We start from the raw sequence: 20,473 nt of genomic DNA, 5'->3' as shown, positions 1-20,473 counted from the left end.
CCCAAACCAGCAGGCATTGGGGGGATCGTAGATCCGCCGACAGGCCGCGGGTAACGGTCTCCGGCACATTTCAGACGGTCGGGCCCAAGGTCCTAGTCCCAACGGACTACGGTCCGGCCGGTCACCCGATGAGCCGCGGCCTGCTGCAGGTCGGGGTCGGTACGCCGAACAGGTCTGCGCCCGCGAACCGGATGCCGAGCAGCTTGGCCACCGGGGTGAGCGCGGCGTTCAGGTTCGCCACCAGCTCGCTCACCGAGGTGCCGATCACGCTCGCGCCGGCCGCCGAGATGATCGAGCTCAGGTCGAGCTTCGAGACGTCGAGCGCGATGGTCACCGGCAGCCCCAGCACCTTCCCCACCAGCGACGCGGAGCTCTTCGAGAGATCGACCGACACGGTCGGCGTGACGAGCCCGATGTACGACGACGACGACCCGGGGCTGGGCTGGGGGTCGGTGTAGTTGTGCGGCGGCACGTCGTACGCGGTGTCGGCACCGCCCTGGGCCGCCGTCTGCACGACCGACGACGACGTCATCGCGAGGTGCAGCTGGACCTGGGCACCGATCAGGTTGCCGGGGATCAGCGAGGTAGGAACGATCCCGGTGGTGGCGATCGTGCCGTTGAGCTGGAACGGCAGCTGGACCGAGAGCTTGGTCAGCCGGGAGGAGACGGCCACCCTGGTCTCGGTGAGTGTGGAGGTGCAGGTCATCCCGGTCAGAGTGCCGCTGGCTCCCCCGAGCTCGGCGTCCACGTCGAGGGACGCCTGCTTGGTGGTGACGTCGTTGATATTGCCGCTGGACAGGCCGGCGACGGAGTTCGGGAGGTTGAACCCGATCGAGGTGACCAGCTGGACCTGGCCGGTGGAGGCGCTCGCCGTGCCGGGCATGCCGCAGCCCTGCTTCGGCGGCTCGATGACGGTGAGCGCGATGTCGCCGTTCGAGGCGTGCGGGGCGCTCCAGACCACGCCGGTGTGCAGCAGGTTGTTGTGGTCGGCCACGTTGGCGAGGTACGCCGCACCGAGGGCCGTCCCCCCGAGCAGGTCGATCGCATTGATCGAGGAGCCGACCGCCTGGCCTCCACCGACGCTCAGGATCTGGCCCATGTTCGCGACGACCGTGGACGAGACCTTCGCCGCGATCTGTCCCATCACCGCACCGCCGCTGGTGTCGCCGCTGGAGGTCAGCACCTGGGCGCTGGCCGCGAGCAGCCCCTTCACCGAGATGGAGCTCTGCTGGACGAGCGCCGAGGGGCTGCCGAGTCCGAGCTGCGTGGCGAGCGCGCCCAGGCTGATGCTGGAGTTGATCAGGCCCATGTACCCCACCGAGGTCATCGAGATGCCGAGCGCACTGCTACTGCCGAGCATGCTCTCGAAGACGCCCACGATGCTGCTGTCCCCCGACCGGAGCGAGGCCGCGAACGAGCCGAGCCGGAAGCAGGCGTTCGAGGAGGTGTTCGCGATGGCGGTGCGGTTCGTCGAGCCGCGGCTCTGCCCGATGATGCGGGCGAAGGCGAAGGAGATGTTGGTCCCCACGTGGACGCGCACCGCGGTCGGCGAGCCGCTGCCCATCACGACGAAGGCCCCGGCCGAGGAGGTCGTGCCGAGCTCGACGGTCGCGGTCGGCCGGGTCCCCACGGTCGAGGTGTTGCGCGCGATGGAGGCGGCGGCGTCGGTCACCATCACCGGCTGCAGCTGTGCGACGGTCCGGCCGTCGAGGTCGCGCACCAGGTCGAGCGCGACGACGTCGGCCAGGCTCTGCATGTCCGTGCGAGCGACGCGCAGCGTCCCGATGTCCATGACGATCGCCGCCACGGACATGATGATCACCAGCGTGAACGCGGTGAGAACCGCGACGGCGCCTCGCTCCTCCCTGAGCACGGCAGACCTCCCTGTACCTCCCCCGCCCATGACGGTAGGTGGGTCCCCAGGGTTCGGGACAGCGTTGCCAGGGAAGTCGGGACCGGGCGTCCCGTGGATTCAGGACCCACGTCCCGTCGCGGTACGACGAACGGAGGAGGTCAGGCCTTCGGGGGCTCGAAGTCGGAGTTGGCCAGCTCCTCGACGTTGACGTCCTTGAAGGTGAGCACCTTGACGTTCTTGGCGAAGCGGGCCGGCCGGTAGATGTCCCAGACCCAGGCGTCGTTGATCGTCACCTCGAAGAAGACGTCGCCGTTCTCCGAGCGCGCCTTCACGTCGACGGAGTTGCACAGGTAGAAGCGGCGGTCGGTCTCGACGACGTACTTGAAGATGCCGATGACGTCGCGGTACTCGCGGTAGAGGTTGAGCTCCTGCTCGGTCTCGTACTTCTCGAGGTCCTCGGCACTCATGCGGGCGAGCCTAGTGGCTCGACCGGCCGCACCCCAGGAAGCGACCACGACGTGCGATGGTGCGTCGTCGGGCCGCGCTCGGCGAGGGCCGCGATGTGCTCGGGGGCGGAGTAGCCCTTGTTCTCCGCCCAGCCGTACGCCGGGTGGTCGGCCGCGAGGCCGACCATGATCTCGTCGCGGGCGGTCTTGGCCAGGATGCTCGCCGCCGCCACGGCGGCACACCGCAGGTCGGCCTTGATCAGCGTGCGCACCGGCGGGAAGTCGGCGAGGAGGTCGGGCGGCGGCAGCAGGGTGTCCTGCTCGGGCGGCGAGAGGTAGTCGTGGTTGCCGTCGAGCAGGACCAGGTCCGGCCGCGACGTCAGCTGGGCCAGGGCGCGGTGGCCGGCCATCCGCATCGCGGTCATGATCCCGAACTGGTCGATCTCCAGCGAGCTGGCGTGCCCGACGCCGTACGACGACGCCCACCGCCGGATGCGCGGGGCCAGCCGCCGGCGTACCTCGGCGCTGAGCAGCTTGCTGTCGCGCACCCCCTGGGGCGCCGTGCGGGTGGCCAGGTCGACGGCCACCACGGCGACCGTCACCGGACCACACAGCGCGCCACGGCCGACCTCGTCGACCCCGGCGACCAGCGTGTGGCCGTCGCGCAGCAGCTGCCGCTCGACCCGCAGCGTCGGTGCCGTGCTCATACCGCGATCATGACGGATCCGGGACGTCCTTGAACACGTCGGGGCGGCTCACCCAGGTCCACCGCGACTTCGGCCAGACCACCGCGAACACCTTGCCGACGACCGTCGACTCGGGCACCCACGGCGAGCTGGTGCACGCCTCGTCGCTCGGGCTGCACATGTGCTGGCGCGAGTCGGCGGAGTTCGTCCGGTTGTCGCCCATGACGAACAGCTTGCCGGCCGGGACCGGCCCGATGGTCCAGTTGCACTCGCCCGCCAGGTCGGTGCCGCGCCGGGGCGCGACCAGCAGCTTCGCGTCGCAGGCGGCGTTCTTCGCGTCGGCGCTGAGGAACCCGTCCTCGTCGATGGCGTGACCGTTGATCTCCAGCTGTCCCTGGGCGCTGCAGCAGTGGATGGTGTCGCCCGGGACGCCGATGACCCGCTTCACCAGGTGCCCGCCGGTCGGGTAGAGGCCGATCTTGGCCAGCACGCTCGCGAACCCGGTCGGCCCGGCGTCCTCCTCCTCGGAGAGCCAGCCGCCCGGGTCGGAGAACACGATCACGTCGCCGCGCTGCGGGCTCCCGCCGAACCAGTACGACGGCTTCTCGACCAGGATCCGGTCGTTCTCCACCAGTCCCGGGTGCATCGACGCGGAGGGGATGTAGAAGGCCTGCACGAAGAAGGCCTTGATCACGATCGCCAGGCCCAGCGCGATCACCAGCAGCAGGATGCTCTCCTGCCAGACCGGCAGGTGCTTCTTGTGCGTGTGGCGCGCACGCCGGGGCGGCCGCGGCGCAACGGTCTCGACCGGATCGCCCTGGGCCTCGTCGTCGGGGTCCAGCGCGTCATCGGTCGTCACGCCCCGAAGTCTAGGAGTAGGCCGGGAGCCGCCCGCCGCCCGGGCACCTACCGGGTGGCGGGGTCCGGCACCCCGGCGAAGGCCTCAGCGCGGCCCACCCAGGTCCACCGCGACCTCGGCCAGACCAGCGCGAAGACCTTGCCCACGACGTCGCCCTCGGGGACGAACTGGACCTTGGTGCAGGAGGCGTCCCCCGGCTTGCACAGGTGGGCGCGACCGTCCTCGCTGTTGGAGCGGTTGTCGCCGAGCACGAACAGCTGACCGGACGGGATCGGCCCGACCGTCCAGTCACAGGGAGCCGCGAACGGGGTGCCGCGGGCGGTCAGGGCGGTGCTGAGCGGCGCGTCGCACTCCCCCGGCCCGGGGTTCTGGTTGAGGAAGCCGCTCTCGTCGACGGCGGTGCCGTTGACCTCCAGCTCGCCCTGGGCGTTGCAGCAGTGCACCGTGTCGCCCGGCAGCCCGATCACGCGCTTCACCAGGTGCCCGCCGCTGGGGTACAGGCCCACCTTCGACAGCAGGCTCTGTACGCCGGTCGGGTTGGCGTCCTCACCGGGCGGCAGCCAGCCGCCGGGGTCGGAGAACACGATCACGTCGCCGCGCTGGGGACTCCCGCCGAACCAGTACGACGGCTTCTCGACCAGCACCCGGTCGTTCACCGGGTAGCCGGGACCGCCCTGCAGCCCGGGCACCATCGAGGCCGAGGGGATGTAGAAGGCCTGCAGGAAGAACGCCTTGATCACGATCGCGAGGCCGAGCGCGAGGACCAGCAGCAGGGCCGTCTCCTGCCAGACCGTGAGCTGCCGGCGGCGTACACGCCCTGTCCATCGCGCGCGCCGCACCGCCGGTTCCCCGGTCTCCACTCCCATGCCGGCGAGTCTAGGTGGAGACAGCACGACGCCCCGACCCACCGGGCCGGGGCGTCGTACGAACGCGGAGGATCAGACCTCGCGGCGCTCCTTGATCTTGGCCTTCTTGCCGGTGAGGTTGCGCAGGTAGTACAGCTTCGCCCGGCGCACGTCACCGCGGGTGACGATCTCGATCTGCTCGAAGATCGGCGAGTGGAGCGGGAAGGTCCGCTCGACACCCACACCGAAGGAGACCTTGCGGACCGTGAAGGTCCGGCCGATGCCGCTGCCGTGGATGCGGATCACGATGCCCTGGAAGATCTGGACGCGCGAGCGGCTGCCCTCGATGACCTTGACGTGGACCTTCACCGTGTCGCCGGCGCGGAAGGCCGGGATGTCGGTGCGCTTCGCGGCGTTGCCGAGCTCGGTCACTGCCGAGGGGGTCGGGATGCTCATGGTGTCTCCTCGCAGATGCCACAGGTCAGCCGCGGATTGTCGGTGTTCAACGATTGCGGTGGCGTCGAACGGCATTTCCCCTGTGGCAGAAGCGTCCGTACGCCGACAGGCGATCCTCCCACAGCCCGGCCGCCGAGCGGAAATCCGAGCGGGCGGGCCGTTCAGGCCAGGACGTCGGCGAGCGCCTGGTCCTCGCCACCGGCCAGGTGGGTGACGGTGCCGGCGTGCAGGCGGCCCTCGTCGGCGTACCCCTGCAGCTGGGTGCGGCTGTAGGGGCCGTGGTCGGTGCCCTGGACGGTCACGAACCAGACCCGCTCGTCGTCGGCGGGGCGGGTGTCGGCCGCGGCGCGGACGGTCGCCACGTCGGGGATGTCGGTGGCGTCGTCGGCAGCCGGCTCCGGGGCGGTCTCCTGCGGCTCGGCCTCCGCGGCCTGGTCCGACGGCTCGTCCTCGGACGCGTGCTCGACCGGCGCGTGCTCGACCGGCGCCACCTCGGCCGGCGCGAACTCCGCCGTCGAGCCGCGCGGCGCGGGGACGTCGCGCGGCTCGGTGACCGGCGGGACCTCGCGCTCGGGGGTGCTCCCGTGCTCGGCGGGCGTGGCCGGGGCGTCCGGCGCCACCACGTAGCGGTAGTCGGCCTGCGGGGCGGCGACGTAGGCGTAGCCGAGGCCGCTGCCCGGCGCGCGGCGCCCCGCGCCGGTGGCCAGTACGACGAGCCAGACCAGCAGCGCCAGGACGCCGAGCGGGAGCATCACGTCGTTCACGAGGAACCACCAGCGCGCGAAGCCGGGCGGCGGCGTCCCCTGCCACAGGATGTTGCGCCGGTAGCGGCTGGCGATCTGGCTCCAGGTCAGGTCGAACTTGGTGACGTCGATCGTCATCCACACCAGGGTGACCACGGTCGAGGCGAGCGCGAGGAGGGCGGCCAGGTGCAGCGCCAGCCGGCTGCGGAGGCCGAGCGCGCCCAGCACGAGGGCCGGCACCCCCAGCGCGGCCCCCGCGAAGGTCAGGATCGTGAACCAGTTGCGCCACGAGTCCAGGCCGTGCGGCCACAGGTCGAAGCGGTCGTTGACCTGGATCTGCGCCACGACCGCGGCGACCGCGAACGCGCCCCAGATCATGAGCAGAACCGCACCCAGAGCTGCGATCGGCTGCAGCTTCGCCCCACCAGCGGACACGAAGCGAAACATAGCGCCGATCGGGGCCGTCGGGTTGCTCAGCCTCGCCGTTTGGTCAGGACCACCGCTCCGTCCGGTGCCGCGACGTCGCGCCGGAGCCGGAACCCGGCCTTGCGGTAGAGCCGCTGGTTGCGCTCGCTGAGCGCGCCCGTGAACAGCTGGTACGACGTCGCCGCGGCCGGCGCGACCTGCTGGATGTGCTCCAGCAGCGCGCGACCCAGGCCGGCGCCCTGCAGGTCCGGGGCGACCATGATCCGGCCGATGTCCCAGGTGGCGCCCTCGAGCCGGCCCCGGGCGGCGGCGACCAGCCGGCCCGCGCGACGCACCACGTAGGTGTCCCACTCCCCCAGCCAGGCCCGGACGTCGTCGTACGACTCGTGCAGGGCAGGGATGTCGAGCCGGTCGTTGGCCAGCGCCTCCTGGACCCAGCAGGCCCGCTGCAGGGTGAGGATCTCGGCGGCGTCGGCCGGCGTGGCGCGCACGATCGGGGTGCCGTCGTCGAGCACGGAGGCGGCCAGCAGGTCGGGGCGGCGCTCGGCGGTACGGCGTACCGACTGCTCGTGGCGCCACTGCTCGATGCGGGCGTGGTCGCCGGACAGCAGTACCTCCGGGATCGCGCGGCCCTGCCACTCGCGGGGCTTGGTGTAGACGGGGTACTCCAGCAGACCGGACTCCGAGTGCGACTCCTCGACCAGCGACGCGGCGTTGCCCATGAACCCGGGGAGCAGCCGCACCACGGCCTCGGTGATCGCGAGCGCGGCCACCTCGCCGCCGTTGAGGACGTAGTCGCCGAGGCTGATCTCGCGGACCTCGGCAAGGTCGCGGGCGTGGTCGATCACGCGCTGGTCGATGCCCTCGTAGCGGCCGCACGCGAAGACCAGGCGCTCGCGGGTGGTCAGCTCCTCGGCGAGGCGCTGGGTCATCGGCTCGCCCGACGGGGTCGTGAAGATCACGGTGGTCCGCTTGTCGACCGCGAGCTCGGCGAAGGCCTCCCCGAACGGCTCCGGCTTCATCACCATGCCGGCCCCGCCGCCGTACGGCGTGTCGTCGGTCTTGTGGTGCTTGTCGCGGGCCCACCCGCGCAGGTCGTGGACGTGGATGTCGAGCAGGCCGGACTCGACGGCCTTGCCGGGCAGCGACAGCTGCAGCGGGGCGAGGTAGTCGGGGAAGATCGTGAGGTAGTCGAGCCTCACTCCTCGACCTCCTCCTCGGGGAACGGCGCGACCAGGCCGGGGCGATCCGCGATCGTGACCCGGCCCCCGTCGACGTCGACGTCGGGGACCAGGGCAGCGACGAAGGGGACGAGCGTGTCGCGGCCGTCGAGCGCCCGGATCTGGAGCAGGTCCTGGGCGCCGTGGGCCAGGCCGGTGACCTCGCCGAGGTGCGTCCCCTCGGCGTCGTACGCCGCCAGCCCGATCAGCTGGTGGTCGTAGAACTCCTCGGGGTCCTCGGGTCGCTCGGCCTCGTCCACGCGGGCCCGGAGGACCACGCCGCGGGCCTCCTCGGCCGCGTTGCGGTCGGCCAGCTCGGCGAAGGTGGCGAGCAGGACGCCCTGGTGCCAGCGGGTGCGCGCGACGGTGAGCGTGGTGTGCGCGAACGCGGAGCCGCGGGGCGCCTGCGCGAGCAGGACCGCGCCGTCGGCGTACCTCCGCTGGGGCTCGTCGGAGCGGACGTCGACCGTCACCTCTCCCTTGATGCCGTGCGGCTTGCCGATCCGTCCGACGACGACCTCCAGGGTGCTCATGGCGGGCATTCTTCCCGACGCCTGCGAGACTCGCGGAATGACGTCGGCATGGCTGGCAGCGACCCTCCCGGTCCTCGATCTCGCCGCGATGTCCGTGCGGGCCGTGGGCCGGGCCGCGGGGCGCGCCGGGGCGACCGGTCCGCTGGTCGCGGCCGCACCCGATCCGGAGCGGTTGGCGGCGGCGTTCGGGAGCGAGCGCCTGTTCCGCGAGGACGGCCGGGCGATGGACGCCTTCGCGCCGCTCTCCGGCTTCTTCGCGACGTCGGACGGCTGGGTGCGCACCCACGGCAACTACCCGCACCACGCGTCACGGCTGGCCGGCATGCTCGGCCTGGCGTCGCCGGACCGGGACGCCGTCGCGGCGGCCATCGCCGAGCGTCGGGCTGCGGAGCTCGAGGACGCCGCCGCCGGGGCGGGGGCGATCCTGGTCCGGGTCCGCGACGAGGCCGAGTGGCGCGCCAGCGCGATGGGCAGCGCGGCGACGGGCGAGCCGTTGCGCTCGGTCGTCCGCGCCGACCGCGCCGCGCGCACGCCCCGGCTCACCGGCGGCGAGCGCCCACTGGCCGGAGTCCGGGTGCTCGACCTGACCCGGGTGCTGGCCGGCCCGGTATGCACCCGCACCCTGGCGCTGCTGGGCGCCGAGGTGCTGCGCGTCGATCCGCCCGAGCCCGCCGAGATCGTCTGGCAGCACCTCGACACCGGACACGGGAAGCGCTCGACGATCCTCGACCTGCGGACCCGCCTCGCGACGGCGCAGGCCCTCCTCGACGGGGCCGACGTCCTGGTCACCGGCTACCGGCCGGGCGCGATCGAGGCGTTCGGGCTGCGCCTGCCCGCGGGCGCCGTGCACGGCCGGATCAACGCCTGGGGCGACGAGGGCCCGTGGGCGGGCCGCCGCGGCTTCGACTCGATCGTCCAGGCGGCCAGCGGCATCGCGCTGATCGAGGGCGACGGCGCCCCCGGGGCGCTGCCGGCGCAGGCGCTGGACCACGCGTCGGGCTACCTGCTGGCGGCCGGGATCATCGACGCGCTGGTCGACCGCGCGGGCGACGGGGCCGGCCGGGACGTCGCCGTCGCGCTGGCCCGGACCGCCCGGTGGCTGCTCGACGCACCGGGTCGTACGCCGGACCACCCGCCCGCCGGCGTACCGACCACGGTGGTGCGGCACGGCTCGCGCGTCACCGCCGCCCCTGCGCTCCCGGGGTACGACGACTACCCGTGGCCGGCCCGGCCCTGGGGCGAGGACCACGCCTCCTGGGTGTGAAAAACGCAGCAGCCCCGCACCGGGGTGCGGGGCTGCTGGAGGTGCTTCGCGTCAGCGACGATCGGTGTCGACGAAGTCGACCCGGGCGCCGTCCTTGCCCGCGAGGGCCGAGATGACGGTCCGGAACGCGGTCGCGGTGCGACCGCTGCGCCCGATCACCTTGCCGAGGTCGTCGGGGTGCACCCGGACCTCGAGCACCGAGCCGCGGCGCAGCTGCTTGTCGCGGACCACGACGTCGTCGGGGTGGTCGACCACTCCGCGGACGAGGTGCTCCAGCGCGTCAGCCAGCATCGGCTCAGGCCTCGGTGTTCTCGGCAGCAGCCGGGGTCTCCTCGGCGGCAGCCGCGGCTGCGGGCTCTTCCTTCTTCACGGTGGTGGCGGCCTTGGGGGCGTCACCATCGCCGGCCTTGAGGGCCTCGTTGAAGATCTCGAGCTTGTCGCGCTTCGGCTCCTTGACCCGGAGGGTGCCCTCGGCACCGTCGAGGCCCTTGAACTTCTGCCAGTCGCCGGTGACCTTGAGGATGGCCTCGACGGCCTCGGTCGGCTGGGCGCCGACGGACAGCCAGTGCTGCGCCCGGTCGGAGACGACGTCGATCAGCGACGGCTCCTCCTTGGGGTGGTACTTGCCGATCTCCTCGATCACGGCGCCGTCGCGCTTCTTGCGCGAGTCGACGACGACGATGCGGTACTGCGGCACCCGGACCTTGCCCAGGCGCTTGAGACGAATCTTGACGGCCACGGTCGTGGTGTCTCGCTTTCAGAACTTGTGTGTGGGTGATCTGCTCGGTCCAGGTGGGGAACACCGGCTTCGCGGATCCATGGTGCTGGGACGCCCGGTTGAGAGGGTTCCGGACGACACAGAACTCAGCGGCCGATTCTGCCAGACGCCCCGCGGCGGTCGAAATCGCGAGCCACTAGTTTTGCTGCGTGAGCCCGCCGCTGTCCGCCACCGTGTTCTTCGACCGGTGGATGGCCCGAGGGCGCACGTCGTTCGGGGCCCGTGTGGCGCGGCTGCGCTCGGCCTCCTGGCAGGTCGGGCAGTGCGCCCTCGCCGCGGGGATCGCGTGGTGGCTCGCGCACGACGTGCTCGATCACAGCCGGCCGTTCTTCGCCCCGGTGGCAGCGGTGGTCGGGCTCGGTACGTCGTACGGGCAACGGCTGCGGCGGGTCGGCGAGATCACCGTCGGGGTGGCCGTCGGCGTCTTCCTCGGCGACGTGTTCACCCACGTCCTCGGCAGCGGGCCGTGGCAGCTCGCGCTGCTCGTCGCCGGCGCCATGTCGACCGCGCTGCTGCTCGACGCGGGGGTGCTGTTCGTGAACCAGGCGGCCGTGCAGTCGATCGTGGTCGCCGTCGCCCTGCCCAACAACGGCGGTGGGGCGTTCACGCGATGGACCGACGCGCTCATCGGCGGCGCCGTGGCGCTGGTGGCCGCCAGCGTCGTCCCCGCCACCGCGCTGCGCCGGCCGCACCAGCAGGCGGCGCGGGTCGCGGGCGCGATCGCCTCGCTGCTGCGGGCCGCCGCGGACTGCATGACCGACGCCGACCTCGACCACGCGCTCTCGGCGCTCTCCGAGGCCCGCAGCTCCGACCGGCTCGTCGCGCAGCTGAAGGTCGCCGCCGGCGAGGGGCTCTCCCTGGTCGCGTCGTCCCCGTTCCGCCGGCGACGGCACGGTCCCACCGTCCGCAAGCTCGCCGAGATCGTCGACCCGCTCGACTTCGCGCTGCGCAACACCCGGGTCCTCCTGCGCCGGGTCGCCGTGGCGACGTACCGCTCCGAGCCGTTGCCGGAGGAGTACGCCGTGGCAGCCCGGGCCCTCGCCGACCAGGTCGACGTCGTCGCCTCCGAGCTGGCCGCCGGCCACACCGTCGAGGGCGCGCGGGACGGGCTCCTCCGCTTCGGGGAGTCGACCTCGCTGCTCCCCCGCACCGTCGAGCTCTCCGGCGAGGTCGTGCTCGCCCAGCTGCGCTCCATCACCGCCGACCTGCTGGCGTGTGCCGGTCTGGATCCGGTCGAGGCCACCGAGGCGATCCCGCCGCTCGGGGGCTGATGCGTGGGACCCGACCCGGGACCCCCTGGCCCGTTCGGGTGGGTCGGCCGCGTCCTGCCGCCCGTGGTGGGCGCCGGGCGGCGCGGGCGAGGATCGGGGCGGCACGAGGCCGATCCACCGAGGGAGTCCCGCATGTCCGTACGACGCACCACCGTGGCTGTCGCCGCGCTCGCCGCAGCCGGCCTGGTCCCGGCCCTCGGATCCGCGGCGACCGCCGCCGGCCACGGCCACGGCCACGGCGACCACGGAGGGGGCCACGGCTCCGCACCCGCGGCCGCGGCCCAGACGCGGCAGCTGACCCACCTGATCGGCGTGCTCGATGCCCGTCTGTCCCGCCTCGAGGGCTCCGACGCCGTCACCAGCCTCGACGACACCGAGGAGCTGGCGCTCGACGCCAACATCGACACCGACCGCGCCCAGCTCGCGGACCTCGCCGCCGGTGCCGGCTCGCTGGCCCCCGCCGACGTACGAACCGCCCGCCGCCAGCTGCAGGCCTTCCGGGTCGAGAACTACGTGCTGGCCGTCACGATCCTGCACAGCGCCGAGGACCTCGCCGACGCGGCCGCGACGGTGCCCGCCGCCCAGGACGAGCTCGACCAGGCCGTGACCGCCGCCCTCGAGCTCACGGCGTCCAGCGCGAGGAGCGACGTCCGTGACGCGCGCTCCCACATCGACGCCGCCGAGGCCGCGATCGAGGACGCCGCCGGCACCGACGGGACCACCGACGGCTCAGGCGACAACACGGCCGCGTAGCACCACGGCCGCCGGCTCGAGCAGCACGCTCAGGTCCTCGCGGGGATCCCGCGGATAGACGACGAAGTCCGCGGGATCGCCCTCGTCGAGGCCGGGGTTCCAGCCGAGCCACGCCCGGCCGCGCCACGATGCCGCGCCGAGGACGTACGCAGCAGGCAGGCCCATGTCGGCCATCGCACGGATCTCCTCATGCAGTACGCCGTGGCGGGCGCTGCCCCCACCGTCGCTGCCGACGTACAGCGGCACGCCCGCCTCGTAGGCGCTCATCAGCACGTCACGACGCGACTCGTGCAGCGCGAGCATCCGATCGGCGTACGCCGGGAACCGCTCGCGTCCCGCCTCGGCGAAGCCGGGGAACTTGTCGGTCTGGAGCACCGTCGGGACCAGCGCGACCCCGCCCGCGACCATCTGCTCGATGTGCGCGGTCGTCAGCCCGGTGCCGTGCTCGATGCAGTCGATGCCCGCCTCGAGCAGCGGACCCAGCGAGTCGGGCCCGAAGCAGTGCGCCGTGACCTTGGCACCCTGGGCGTGCGCGACGCCGATCGCCGCCGCAACCGCCTCGGACGGGAAGGACGGCGTCAGGTCGCCCTCCTCGCGCGAGATCCAGTCGCCGACCAGCTTCACCCAGCCGTCCCCGTCGAGGGCCTGCTCCCCCACGGTGTCGGCCAGCGCGTCGGGCTCGACCTCGACCCCGTAGTTCCTGATGTAGCGCTGGGTGCGGGCCACGTGGCGACCGCAGCGGATCAGCCGCGGCAGGTCCTCGCGCTCGTGCACCCACCGGGTGTCGGCCGGAGAGCCGCAGTCGCGCGTCAGCAGGACGCCGTTGTCCCGGTCCAGGATCGCGGTGCGCTCGATCTCCTCATCGGAGACCGCTCCCCCGTCCTCCAGGCCCAGGTGGTTGTGGGCGTCGACGAGGCCGGGCACGATCCAGCCCTGCGCGGCGGTCTCGGCGCCGGCGGGTCGCTCGTAGGTGATCACGCCGTCGACGACGTACAGTTCACGGCTCTCGCCGTCGGGGAGGACCGGGCCGGTGAAACGCAGGGCAGTCACGACGACGAACCTATTACCGCGGCCGCTGCAACCGAAGCACGGCGGCCGGCGTCATCAGGACATGAGCACGATGACCCTTCCCGCGACCGCCCCGGCGGACTTCACCATCCCCGAGCGCGTGACCGGGCGTCCGCGCCTCTCGGAGCGGTACCCCGCCCTCTACCCCGCCGCCGTGCGCGCCCACCAGCTGCGCCGGCACGTCCGGTGGGCCACCTCCGACGACACCTGGGCGGCGGGCCGCGTCGACGAGGACCTCCCGGTCCGGCTGGTCAAGCACTCGTCGCTGCTGATGCGGGAGCTCTCCGAGGACGAGATGGTGCTGCAGCGCAACAAGGTCACGAACCTGCGCCTCGCCTCGGCGCGCACCGATCGCATCCTGATCCGGCCCGGCGAGACGTTCTCCTTCAACAAGGTGGTCGGCAACTGCACCCGCCGCAAGGGGTACGTCGAGGGCATGCGGCTGTCCAACGGACGCGCGATCGCCGGCGTGGGCGGTGGGATCTGCCAGCTCGCCAACCTGCTGCACTGGATGTTCCTGCACAGCCCGCTGACGATCCTGGAGCGCTCCGAGCACTCCTTCGACCCGTTCCCCGACAAGGGCCGGGTGCTGCCGTGGGGCGTGGGCTGCTCGATCGTCTACAACTACGTCGACCTCGTGGTCCGCAACGACACCGAGCACACCTTCGAGCTGCGCACCTGGGTCGACGACCGGCACCTGCGCGGCGAGCTCCGCGCCGACACCGCGACCGAGCACTCCTACCGGGTCGAGGCGCGCGACGAGGCGTTCCTGCGGCACGAGGGCCGGGTGTACCGGCGCAACGAGATCTGGCGGACCGTCATCTCCCGGCGCACCGGGAACACGGTCGGCGAGGAGCTGCTCAAGACCAACTGCGCGGAGGTGAGGTACCTGCCCGCCGAGGAGCTCATCATCGACGTCCCCTGAGCAGGCCGGCGTGGGCAGCCGGGGTGGGCAGCCGGGGTGGGCAGCCGCCGCCAGGAGTCGTGCCAGCACCCGCGACCTCCGACCGCATCCGGTCCTACCGTCGAGTCAGGGGTCGAGCTCCCTCGACCGGAGTCTCAGGAGGACCCATGGACACGCATCGAGCCGCAGCAGCCGTCCTCATCGTCGGCACCCTGGCAGCCGGCCTGTCGGCCTGCGGCGGGTCGGACACCGCGACGCCGGCCACGTCCGTGACGCCGTCCCCGACGACGTCCGCGGCCGACAGCGCACTGCTGGACCGGCTCCGCGCGGAGCAGGACTTCGGGTCCGCGGACGGTGCTCCCGAGATGGACACCGCCGCCGAGTTCGCCGCGAAGGCACCCGGCGACGAGGGGACCCGGCTGGGTGTCGACGGTGTCGGCATCCAGTTCCTGACCGTCCACGGCACGGGCGGGATGGCCCGGGTCATGCACTTCGGGTCGGCGCGGGCCGCGGCGACGTACCGCGACGACGAGCGCTCGATGGCCAAAGAGGTGACCACGCGGACGTTCCCGGTGCCGGGTGTCCCCGGGGCCATCGGCTTCGACCAGGTCCCCCGCGCCGGGGCCACGAACACCAACCACAGCCTCAACGTCGTGTTCACGATCGGCGGCTACGAGTACTACCTCGGGGCAGCGCTCCCGCCCGGCGGCGGGCCCTCGCGGGCCGACATCGCGGCCGGCGCGCGGAGCTGGTACGCCGCCGCCGCCGGTCTGGGCTGAGTCAGCCCGGGTCAGAGCCGGTCGAGCAGCCAGCTCGGCGACAGCGTCGTGGCCCCGACCCCGTGCACCCGGGCGTCCAGCGCTCGGTCGGCGGTGACGACCACGACCCGGCCGCCCCTCTCGGCGGCGACCCGGGCCTGCTCGACGATGGTCGCGTCGCCGTCCTTGGGGGCGTGCACGGTGCGCACGTGGGCGTCCCGGCCCGCCCGCACCCCGCCCTTGGCCTGCCCCTCGAGCACGAGCACGACGGCGTCGTACTCGATGTCGGCGACGAGCAGCGCCTCGTGCAGCCGCCGGGCGGCACCCGCGCGGTCCTTCCACCACCCGTCCGGACGCGCACCGACGACGTTGGCCCCGTCGACGATGAGCGTGGACATCACTTCAGGAACTTGGAGAAGTCCTTGGGGAGCTCGAGGTTGGCCGCAGCCGCCTCGTAGTCGATGTCCTGGCCGATGCCGAAGGGGTTCGCGGCGGGACGCTCGGCCGCCCGCTTCTCAGCCGCAGCGGCCTCCTGCGCGGCCTTCGCCGGGTTGCCGGAGCGGCGCTTGCCGCCCTTGGCCTGCTGCTTGGCCTTCTGCTTGGCCGTGACGCGCTTGCCGCCGCCGGCGCCGCCCATGCCGGGCATCCCCGGCATGCCGGGCATGCCGCCACCGCGGGCCATCTGCATCATCATCTTGCGCGCCTCGAAGAAGCGGTCGACCAGGCCGTTCACGTCCGAGACCTGCCGGCCCGAGCCCTTGGCGATGCGGGCCCGGCGCGAGCCGTCGATGAGCTTGGGGTTGGCGCGCTCGGCGGGGGTCATCGAGCGGATGATCGCCTCGACCCGGTCGATCTCGCGCTCGTCGAAGTTCTCCAGCTGCTCGCGGATCTGGCCCATGCCGGGCAGCATCCCGAGGATCTTCTGCATCGAGCCGAGCTTGCGCAGCTGCTGCATCTGCTCGAGGAAGTCGTCGAGGGTGAACTCGCCGCCCTGGCCGGTCAGCTTCTGCGCGGCCTTGAGCGCCTGCTCCTGGTCGAAGGCCTTCTCGGCCTGCTCGATCAGGGTCATCATGTCGCCCATGTCGAGGATGCGCGACGCCATCCGGTCGGGGTGGAAGACGTCGAAGTCCTCGAGCTTCTCACCGGTCGACGCGAACATCACCGGGCGACCGGTGACCTGGCGGATCGACAGGGCGGCGCCACCGCGGGCGTCGCCGTCGAGCTTGGTGAGGACGACGCCGTCGTACCCGACGCCGTCGAGGAACGCCTGCGCCGTGGTCAGCGCGTCCTGACCGATCATCGCGTCGACGACGAAGAGGACCTCGTCGGGCGTGACCGCGTCGCGGATGGCCGCGGCCTGGCTCATCATCTCGGTGTCGACGCCCAGGCGGCCGGCGGTGTCGACGATGACGACGTCGTACAGCTTGCGCTTGGCCTCCTCGATCGACTCGCGGGCGACGGCCACCGGGTCGCCGGTGCCGTTGCCGGGCTCCGGGGCGAAGACGGGTACGCCGGCGCGCTCGCCGTTGACCTGGAGCTGGTTGACCGCGTTGGGCCGCTGCAGGTCACAGGCCACGAGCAGCGGGGACTTGCCCTGTTCCTTGAGCCAGCGGGCGAGCTTCGCGGCCAGCGTCGTCTTGCCGGCACCCTGGAGGCCGGCGAGCATGATGACGGTCGGGCCGCTCTTGGCGTAGCGCAGCCGGCGGGTCTCCCCACCGAGGATGGTGACGAGCTCCTCGTTGACGATCTTGACGATCTGCTGCGCCGGGTTGAGGGCGCCGGAGACCTCCTCGGAGCGGGCGCGCTCCTTGACGGCCGCGACGAAGTCCTTGACCACGGGCAGCGCGACATCCGCCTCCAGCAGCGCGATGCGGATCTCGCGCGCGGTGGCGTCGATGTCGGCTTCGGAGAGCCGGCCCTTGCCGCGGAGGTTCTTGAACGTCGCGGAGAGGCGGTCGGAGAGTGTCGCGAACAAGGTGTGAGTTCCTGAGTCGTCGTACGGCGGGCAACTCGATGAGTTTACGGGTCGGTCAGTCCTCGGACGTCAATCGCTCCCTGATCGCGTACGCCGCCGAGGCGGCCCGCGTCTCGGAGAGCGCCCCGGCCGAGGCCTCCTGGACGTAGAAGACGTCGACGGCCTGCGGCCCGAGCGTCGAGACGTGCGCGGACCGGACCGAGATGCCGAGGTCGGCGAGCGCCGAGCACACCAGGTAGACGACGCCGAGCTGGTCGGCGGTGCGGACCTCGATGACGGTGGCCTGCTCGCTGGCCTCGGGGCGTACGACGACGGTGGGCGCGAGCGACGCGCCCGAGCTCGCCCGCGGGGCGAGCCGCCGGGCCGGGTCGACGCGGCCCTCGACGATGCTGTCGAAGCGGTCCTGGAGGGCACCCGACTCGAGGTGCCCCTCGGCCACGTCCCACACCGACACCGCGAACTCCTCCGGCGACCAGATGCGTGCCGCGCGCACCCGGATCCGGTGCAGCGCGAAGACCGCGGCGACGTCGGCGAGCAGCCCGATCCGGTCCTTGGAGACGACCGTGACGCGCGCACCGTCGCCCGCCTGCTCCACGGTGATCGACATGCCGTGCTTGCGCGCGGCCGCCGGGATCTCGATCTCCTCCACGGCCATCGCCCGCGGGACGCTCCCCTGCTCGAGCACCGCGGTCGCGCGACGCGCGAGGTCGTGGACCAGGCCCGCCCGCCACGAGGTCCAGGCCTGCGGGGAGGCGGCCTTGGCGTCGGCCTCGGTCAGCGCGGCGAGCAGCGCGATCGCCTCCGGCGTACGCAGGCGCTCGGTGATCGCCTCGACGGTGGCCGGGTCGTCGGGGTCGCGGGTGGTCGCGACCTGGGCGAGCAGCAGGTGCCAGCGCACGAGCTCGGCGACGAGGTCGACCTCGTCGGGCGAGAAGCCCATCCGGGTCGCGATCTCGCGGGCGATGGGCGCGCCCGCGACGCTGTGCTCGGTGACGCCGCCCTTGCCGATGTCATGTAGCAGCGCCGCGACGAGGAGCACGTCGGGGCGCGACACCGAGCGGATCAGCGAGGCGGCCTCGATGCAGGTCTCGACGACGTGCCGGTCGACGGTGAAGCGGTGGATGACCGAGGCGTGCGGAAGCAGCCGGATCCGCTCCCACTCGGGCAGGATCGCGGCCAGGGCGCCGGTCTCCTCCAGCGTCTCCCACACCGGCAGCAGGCCGCGGCCGGCGCCGATCAGGCGGACGAACTCCTGGCGCGCCTCGTCGGGCCACGGGCACGGCAGGGGCGCGGCCTCCGCCGCGAGGCGGGCCGCGGTCGGGGGCGCCAGCACGGCGTCACGGGTGGCGGCCTCGGCGGCGGCGCGGAGCAGCAGGACGGGATCGCGCGACGGCTGGGCGCCCGCGGCCAGGGTGATCTCCCCGCGCGACAGCGCCACGCCGGGCGCGACCGGGGCCAGCTCCGGCTTGCGCGACCCCCCGGCGCGTCCGCGCCGCAGCACGTCGTCGGTCCGCCGCCAGGCCAGCCGCGACAGGTGGGTGATCCGCCGGCCCAGCTCGCGCACGTGCCGCTGAGCGGCGACGTCGTCGGGCAGCTCGAGCAGATCCGCCAGGCCCGGCCAGTACTCCGGAGTCACGCGGTCCGAGCTGCGCCCGGCCACCGCGTGCAGGGCGTCGCGTACGTCGAGCAGCTGGCCGCGGCAGCGCTGCAGGTCGGCCGCGGGTACGTCCACCAGCCAGGTCGCGACCAGGCTGTTGAGCACCGTGGCGTCGCGCAGACCGCCCTCGGCCTCCTTGAGGTCGGGCACCGAGAGGTGCGCGAGCTCGCCGACCCGGGCGTGCCGGGCCCTGGTCAGCTCCTCCAGCGCGGGCAGCCGCTCGCGGGCCTTGCGCCGCCACTGCGCGAGCAGGAGCGACCGCGCCTGCAGGGTGAGGTTCGGGTCGCCGGCGACGTGGCGGATGTCGAGCAGCCCGGAGGCGACCCGCAGGTCGTCGTCAGCGGCGGCGAGCATCTCGGGCAGCAGCCGGACCGAGTGGTCGATCTGCTGGCCGGAGTCCCACAGCGGGTACCACAGCGTCGAGCCGAGCTCGTTGAACATCGCCCGGTCCGCGGCCTCGTCGGCGACCAGGACCACGTCCAGGTCGGAGTACGGCGCCAGCTCGCCGCGACCGTAGCCGCCGACCGCCACCAGCGCGAAGCCCACCTCCGGCCCGCTCGCCTGCTCGTAGGCGGCGATGCAGAGCTGGTCGGCGAGCTGGGTGCGCTCGAGTCGGTCGGCTGCGGTCACGTCGTTCCGTTCATCTCGCTCAACGCTAGTGGAGGGCGCCGCCGCTGAAGTGCGGCCGCCCCGTCGACGCGTGCAGGTCGTAGGCCGCCTCGGCGTGGATGACCAGGTCGACGCCGGCCACCTCGTGCTCACCGTCGATGCGGAACCCGATGGTCCTCTCCAGCAGCCACACGATGATGCCGGTGACGACGAAGGAGTAGGCGAGGGCGGCGCCGGCGGCGACCAGCTGCTTGACGAGCTGGTCGGCCCCGCCGCCGTAGAACAGTCCGTCCAGGCCGGCGACCCGCCGCTCTGCGAGCAGGCCGATCAGGATCGTGCCGACCAGGCCGCCGACGAGGTGGACGCCCACGACGTCGAGGGAGTCGTCGTACCCGAAGTGGTACTTCAGGCCCACGGCCGCCGCGCACACGACGCCCGCCACGACGCCGACGGCCATCGCGCCGAGTGGCGTGACGTAGCCGCAGGCCGGAGTGATCGCGACCAGGCCGGCGACTGCGCCGGAGGCGGCGCCGAAGGAGGTCGCGTGGCCGTCGCGCCAGCGCTCGACGCCGAGCCAGGCCAGCAGGCCGGTGCACCCGGCGAGCATGGTGTTGACGAAGACGATCGCCGCGGTGTTGTTCGCCGCCAGGGCCGAGCCCGAGTTGAACCCGAACCAGCCGAACCAGAGCAGGCCGGCGCCGATCATGACCAGGGTCAGGTTGTGCGGCTTCATCGGGTCACGCCCGAAGCCGACCCGCTGGCCGAGCACCAGCGCCGCGGCGAGTCCGGCGGCGCCGGAGTTGATCTCGACCGCCGTACCTCCGGCGAAGTCCAGCGCGTGCAGCTTGTCGGTCATCCAGCCGCTGCCGGCCGCGAAGATCCAGTGCGCCACGGGCGCGTAGACGACGACCGTCCAGATCGCGCAGAAGATCAGCCAGGTGCCGAAGCGCGTGCGGTCCGCGATCGCACCGGCGATCAGCGCCACCGTCACCACGCCGAACAGGCCCTGGAACATGGCGAACAGCGTCGAGGGGTACGGAGTCGACATGGCCCCCTCGACCGGGTCGAGCATCCCCTTGAACGCGAAGAACTGGCTCGGGTCGCCGATCAGGCCGCCGCCGAGGTCCTTGCCGAACGCCAGCGAGTAGCCGACCAGCACCCACACGACGGTGACCACGGCGAGTGCGCCGAACACCATCATCATCATGTTGAGCACGCTCTTGGCGCGGACCATGCCGCCGTAGAAGAAGGCCAGGCCGGGCACCATCAGCAGGACCAAGGCACTCGCGGCGAGCATCCACGCGGTGTCGCCCGCAGCCACTCCGGGATTCGTCATGCGCAAACCCTGTGCGAGGTCTGTTACGGGA

21 protein-coding genes and 1 pseudogene are annotated in these 20,473 nt (G+C 72.6%); 5 read left to right on the top strand and 17 right to left on the bottom strand.

Annotated elements, in window-relative coordinates:
- Positions 1–121: 121 nt before the first annotated feature.
- The 10 genes and pseudogenes from ACYU8V_RS07275 to rimM form a co-directional block, all read right to left on the bottom strand.
- Positions 122–1,873, bottom strand: a complete 1,752-nt coding sequence (locus ACYU8V_RS07275; protein WP_460846273.1) for a pilus assembly protein TadG-related protein — start codon at positions 1,871–1,873, stop codon at positions 122–124.
- A gap of 140 nt (positions 1,874–2,013) precedes the next feature.
- Positions 2,014–2,322 (bottom strand): DUF2469 domain-containing protein, encoded by a 309-nt coding sequence (locus ACYU8V_RS07270; protein ID WP_460791541.1) that lies wholly within the window; start codon positions 2,320–2,322, stop codon positions 2,014–2,016.
- Positions 2,319–3,008 (bottom strand): ribonuclease HII, encoded by a 690-nt coding sequence (locus ACYU8V_RS07265; RefSeq protein ID WP_460846272.1) that lies wholly within the window; start codon positions 3,006–3,008, stop codon positions 2,319–2,321. The genes ACYU8V_RS07270 and ACYU8V_RS07265 overlap by 4 nt, the downstream gene beginning before the upstream one ends.
- 7 nt (positions 3,009–3,015) lie before the next feature.
- Complete coding sequence (gene lepB / locus ACYU8V_RS07260; protein WP_460846270.1) at positions 3,016–3,846, bottom strand: signal peptidase I; 831 nt, start codon at positions 3,844–3,846, stop codon at positions 3,016–3,018.
- 47 nt (positions 3,847–3,893) lie between these two features.
- Positions 3,894–4,712, bottom strand: a complete 819-nt coding sequence (gene lepB / locus ACYU8V_RS07255) for a signal peptidase I (protein WP_460846267.1) — start codon at positions 4,710–4,712, stop codon at positions 3,894–3,896.
- A gap of 72 nt (positions 4,713–4,784) precedes the next feature.
- Positions 4,785–5,147, bottom strand: coding sequence for a 50S ribosomal protein L19 (gene rplS, locus ACYU8V_RS07250; protein ID WP_460846265.1), 363 nt, complete (start codon positions 5,145–5,147; stop codon positions 4,785–4,787).
- A gap of 161 nt (positions 5,148–5,308) precedes the next feature.
- The gene (locus ACYU8V_RS07245; RefSeq protein ID WP_460846264.1) at positions 5,309–6,325 is read right to left on the bottom strand and encodes a hypothetical protein; all 1,017 of its coding nucleotides are present in this window, start codon (positions 6,323–6,325) and stop codon (positions 5,309–5,311) included.
- A gap of 38 nt (positions 6,326–6,363) precedes the next feature.
- Entirely contained in the window at positions 6,364–6,807 is a 444-nt protein-coding gene (locus ACYU8V_RS07240) for a GNAT family N-acetyltransferase (RefSeq protein WP_460846611.1), read from the bottom strand.
- Positions 6,808–7,518: pseudogene (gene trmD, locus ACYU8V_RS07235) on the bottom strand (tRNA (guanosine(37)-N1)-methyltransferase TrmD); the annotation flags it as partial.
- Positions 7,515–8,069 carry a ribosome maturation factor RimM gene (gene rimM / locus ACYU8V_RS07230; RefSeq protein WP_460846262.1) on the bottom strand — a complete coding sequence of 185 codons (555 nt, stop codon included), beginning with the start codon at positions 8,067–8,069 and terminating at the stop codon, positions 7,515–7,517. The gene rimM and the pseudogene trmD, both read right to left, overlap by 4 nt.
- Positions 8,070–8,106: 37 nt before the next feature.
- Between rimM and ACYU8V_RS07225 the strand changes: the two genes are divergently transcribed.
- Positions 8,107–9,333, top strand: coding sequence for a CoA transferase (locus ACYU8V_RS07225; protein WP_460846260.1), 1,227 nt, complete (start codon positions 8,107–8,109; stop codon positions 9,331–9,333).
- A gap of 51 nt (positions 9,334–9,384) precedes the next feature.
- On the opposite strand, the gene ACYU8V_RS07220 is transcribed toward ACYU8V_RS07225, so the two are convergent.
- Together ACYU8V_RS07220 and rpsP are read right to left on the bottom strand one after the other, a co-directional pair.
- Positions 9,385–9,624: an RNA-binding protein gene (locus tag ACYU8V_RS07220; RefSeq protein WP_460846259.1), complete on the bottom strand. Its 240-nt coding sequence runs from the start codon at positions 9,622–9,624 to the stop codon at positions 9,385–9,387.
- 4 nt (positions 9,625–9,628) lie between these two features.
- A complete protein-coding gene (rpsP, locus tag ACYU8V_RS07215) occupies positions 9,629–10,072 on the bottom strand; it encodes a 30S ribosomal protein S16 (RefSeq protein ID WP_460846257.1) in 444 nt (147 codons plus the stop codon).
- A 188-nt stretch (positions 10,073–10,260) separates the two neighbouring features.
- Here rpsP and ACYU8V_RS07210 point away from each other — a divergent pair, with 188 nt between their 5' ends.
- Both ACYU8V_RS07210 and ACYU8V_RS07205 read left to right on the top strand, forming a co-directional pair.
- A complete protein-coding gene (locus tag ACYU8V_RS07210; RefSeq protein ID WP_460846255.1) occupies positions 10,261–11,382 on the top strand; it encodes an FUSC family protein in 1,122 nt (373 codons plus the stop codon).
- A gap of 132 nt (positions 11,383–11,514) precedes the next feature.
- Positions 11,515–12,135: a hypothetical protein gene (locus ACYU8V_RS07205; RefSeq protein ID WP_460846253.1), complete on the top strand. Its 621-nt coding sequence runs from the start codon at positions 11,515–11,517 to the stop codon at positions 12,133–12,135.
- Here the strand turns inward: ACYU8V_RS07205 and ACYU8V_RS07200 are convergent.
- The gene (locus ACYU8V_RS07200) at positions 12,112–13,185 is read right to left on the bottom strand and encodes an amidohydrolase family protein (RefSeq protein WP_460846251.1); all 1,074 of its coding nucleotides are present in this window, start codon (positions 13,183–13,185) and stop codon (positions 12,112–12,114) included. The genes ACYU8V_RS07205 and ACYU8V_RS07200 overlap by 24 nt on opposite strands.
- 61 nt (positions 13,186–13,246) lie before the next feature.
- On the opposite strand from ACYU8V_RS07200, the gene ACYU8V_RS07195 reads away from it, so the two are divergent.
- Both ACYU8V_RS07195 and ACYU8V_RS07190 read left to right on the top strand, forming a co-directional pair.
- The gene (locus ACYU8V_RS07195) at positions 13,247–14,128 is read left to right on the top strand and encodes a VanW family protein (protein ID WP_460846250.1); all 882 of its coding nucleotides are present in this window, start codon (positions 13,247–13,249) and stop codon (positions 14,126–14,128) included.
- Between the two features lie 146 nt (positions 14,129–14,274).
- Positions 14,275–14,886 (top strand): hypothetical protein, encoded by a 612-nt coding sequence (locus ACYU8V_RS07190; RefSeq protein WP_460846249.1) that lies wholly within the window; start codon positions 14,275–14,277, stop codon positions 14,884–14,886.
- Between the two features lie 11 nt (positions 14,887–14,897).
- Here the strand turns inward: ACYU8V_RS07190 and ACYU8V_RS07185 are convergent, their stop codons facing one another.
- Genes ACYU8V_RS07185 through ACYU8V_RS07170 form a run of 4 tightly spaced genes read right to left on the bottom strand, consistent with a single transcriptional unit; the run spans position 14,898 to position 20,442 of the window.
- Complete coding sequence (locus ACYU8V_RS07185; RefSeq protein ID WP_460846247.1) at positions 14,898–15,263, bottom strand: NYN domain-containing protein; 366 nt, start codon at positions 15,261–15,263, stop codon at positions 14,898–14,900.
- On the bottom strand, positions 15,263–16,840 hold the full coding sequence (ffh, locus tag ACYU8V_RS07180) for a signal recognition particle protein (protein ID WP_460846246.1): 1,578 nt from the start codon (positions 16,838–16,840) through the stop codon (positions 15,263–15,265). Before ffh ends, ACYU8V_RS07185 begins: the two co-directional genes overlap by 1 nt.
- A gap of 55 nt (positions 16,841–16,895) precedes the next feature.
- Positions 16,896–19,127, bottom strand: a complete 2,232-nt coding sequence (locus ACYU8V_RS07175) for a [protein-PII] uridylyltransferase (RefSeq protein WP_460846244.1) — start codon at positions 19,125–19,127, stop codon at positions 16,896–16,898.
- A 25-nt stretch (positions 19,128–19,152) separates the two neighbouring features.
- Entirely contained in the window at positions 19,153–20,442 is a 1,290-nt protein-coding gene (locus ACYU8V_RS07170) for an ammonium transporter (protein WP_460846242.1), read from the bottom strand.
- Positions 20,443–20,473: the final 31 nt, after the last annotated feature.

The sequence above is a fragment of the Nocardioides ultimimeridianus genome, from assembly GCF_054777895.1.
The sequence above is the reverse complement of the archived record's forward strand: the minus strand, read 5'-3'. Positions and strand labels throughout refer to the sequence as shown.

Coding starts and splice junctions, on each gene's coding strand:
- ACYU8V_RS07185 (WP_460846247.1), bottom strand. CDS start 15,263: ATGTCCACGCTCATCGTCGACGGGGCCAACGTCGTCGGTGCGCGTCCG.
- ACYU8V_RS07270 (WP_460791541.1), bottom strand. CDS start 2,322: ATGAGTGCCGAGGACCTCGAGAAGTACGAGACCGAGCAGGAGCTCAAC.
- ACYU8V_RS07190 (WP_460846249.1), top strand. CDS start 14,275: ATGGACACGCATCGAGCCGCAGCAGCCGTCCTCATCGTCGGCACCCTG.
- rplS (WP_460846265.1), bottom strand. CDS start 5,147: ATGAGCATCCCGACCCCCTCGGCAGTGACCGAGCTCGGCAACGCCGCG.
- ACYU8V_RS07225 (WP_460846260.1), top strand. CDS start 8,107: ATGACGTCGGCATGGCTGGCAGCGACCCTCCCGGTCCTCGATCTCGCC.
- ACYU8V_RS07220 (WP_460846259.1), bottom strand. CDS start 9,624: ATGCTGGCTGACGCGCTGGAGCACCTCGTCCGCGGAGTGGTCGACCAC.
- lepB (WP_460846267.1), bottom strand. CDS start 4,712: ATGGGAGTGGAGACCGGGGAACCGGCGGTGCGGCGCGCGCGATGGACA.
- ACYU8V_RS07265 (WP_460846272.1), bottom strand. CDS start 3,008: ATGAGCACGGCACCGACGCTGCGGGTCGAGCGGCAGCTGCTGCGCGAC.
- ACYU8V_RS07170 (WP_460846242.1), bottom strand. CDS start 20,442: ATGACGAATCCCGGAGTGGCTGCGGGCGACACCGCGTGGATGCTCGCC.
- ACYU8V_RS07195 (WP_460846250.1), top strand. CDS start 13,247: ATGAGCACGATGACCCTTCCCGCGACCGCCCCGGCGGACTTCACCATC.
- rimM (WP_460846262.1), bottom strand. CDS start 8,069: ATGAGCACCCTGGAGGTCGTCGTCGGACGGATCGGCAAGCCGCACGGC.
- ACYU8V_RS07205 (WP_460846253.1), top strand. CDS start 11,515: ATGTCCGTACGACGCACCACCGTGGCTGTCGCCGCGCTCGCCGCAGCC.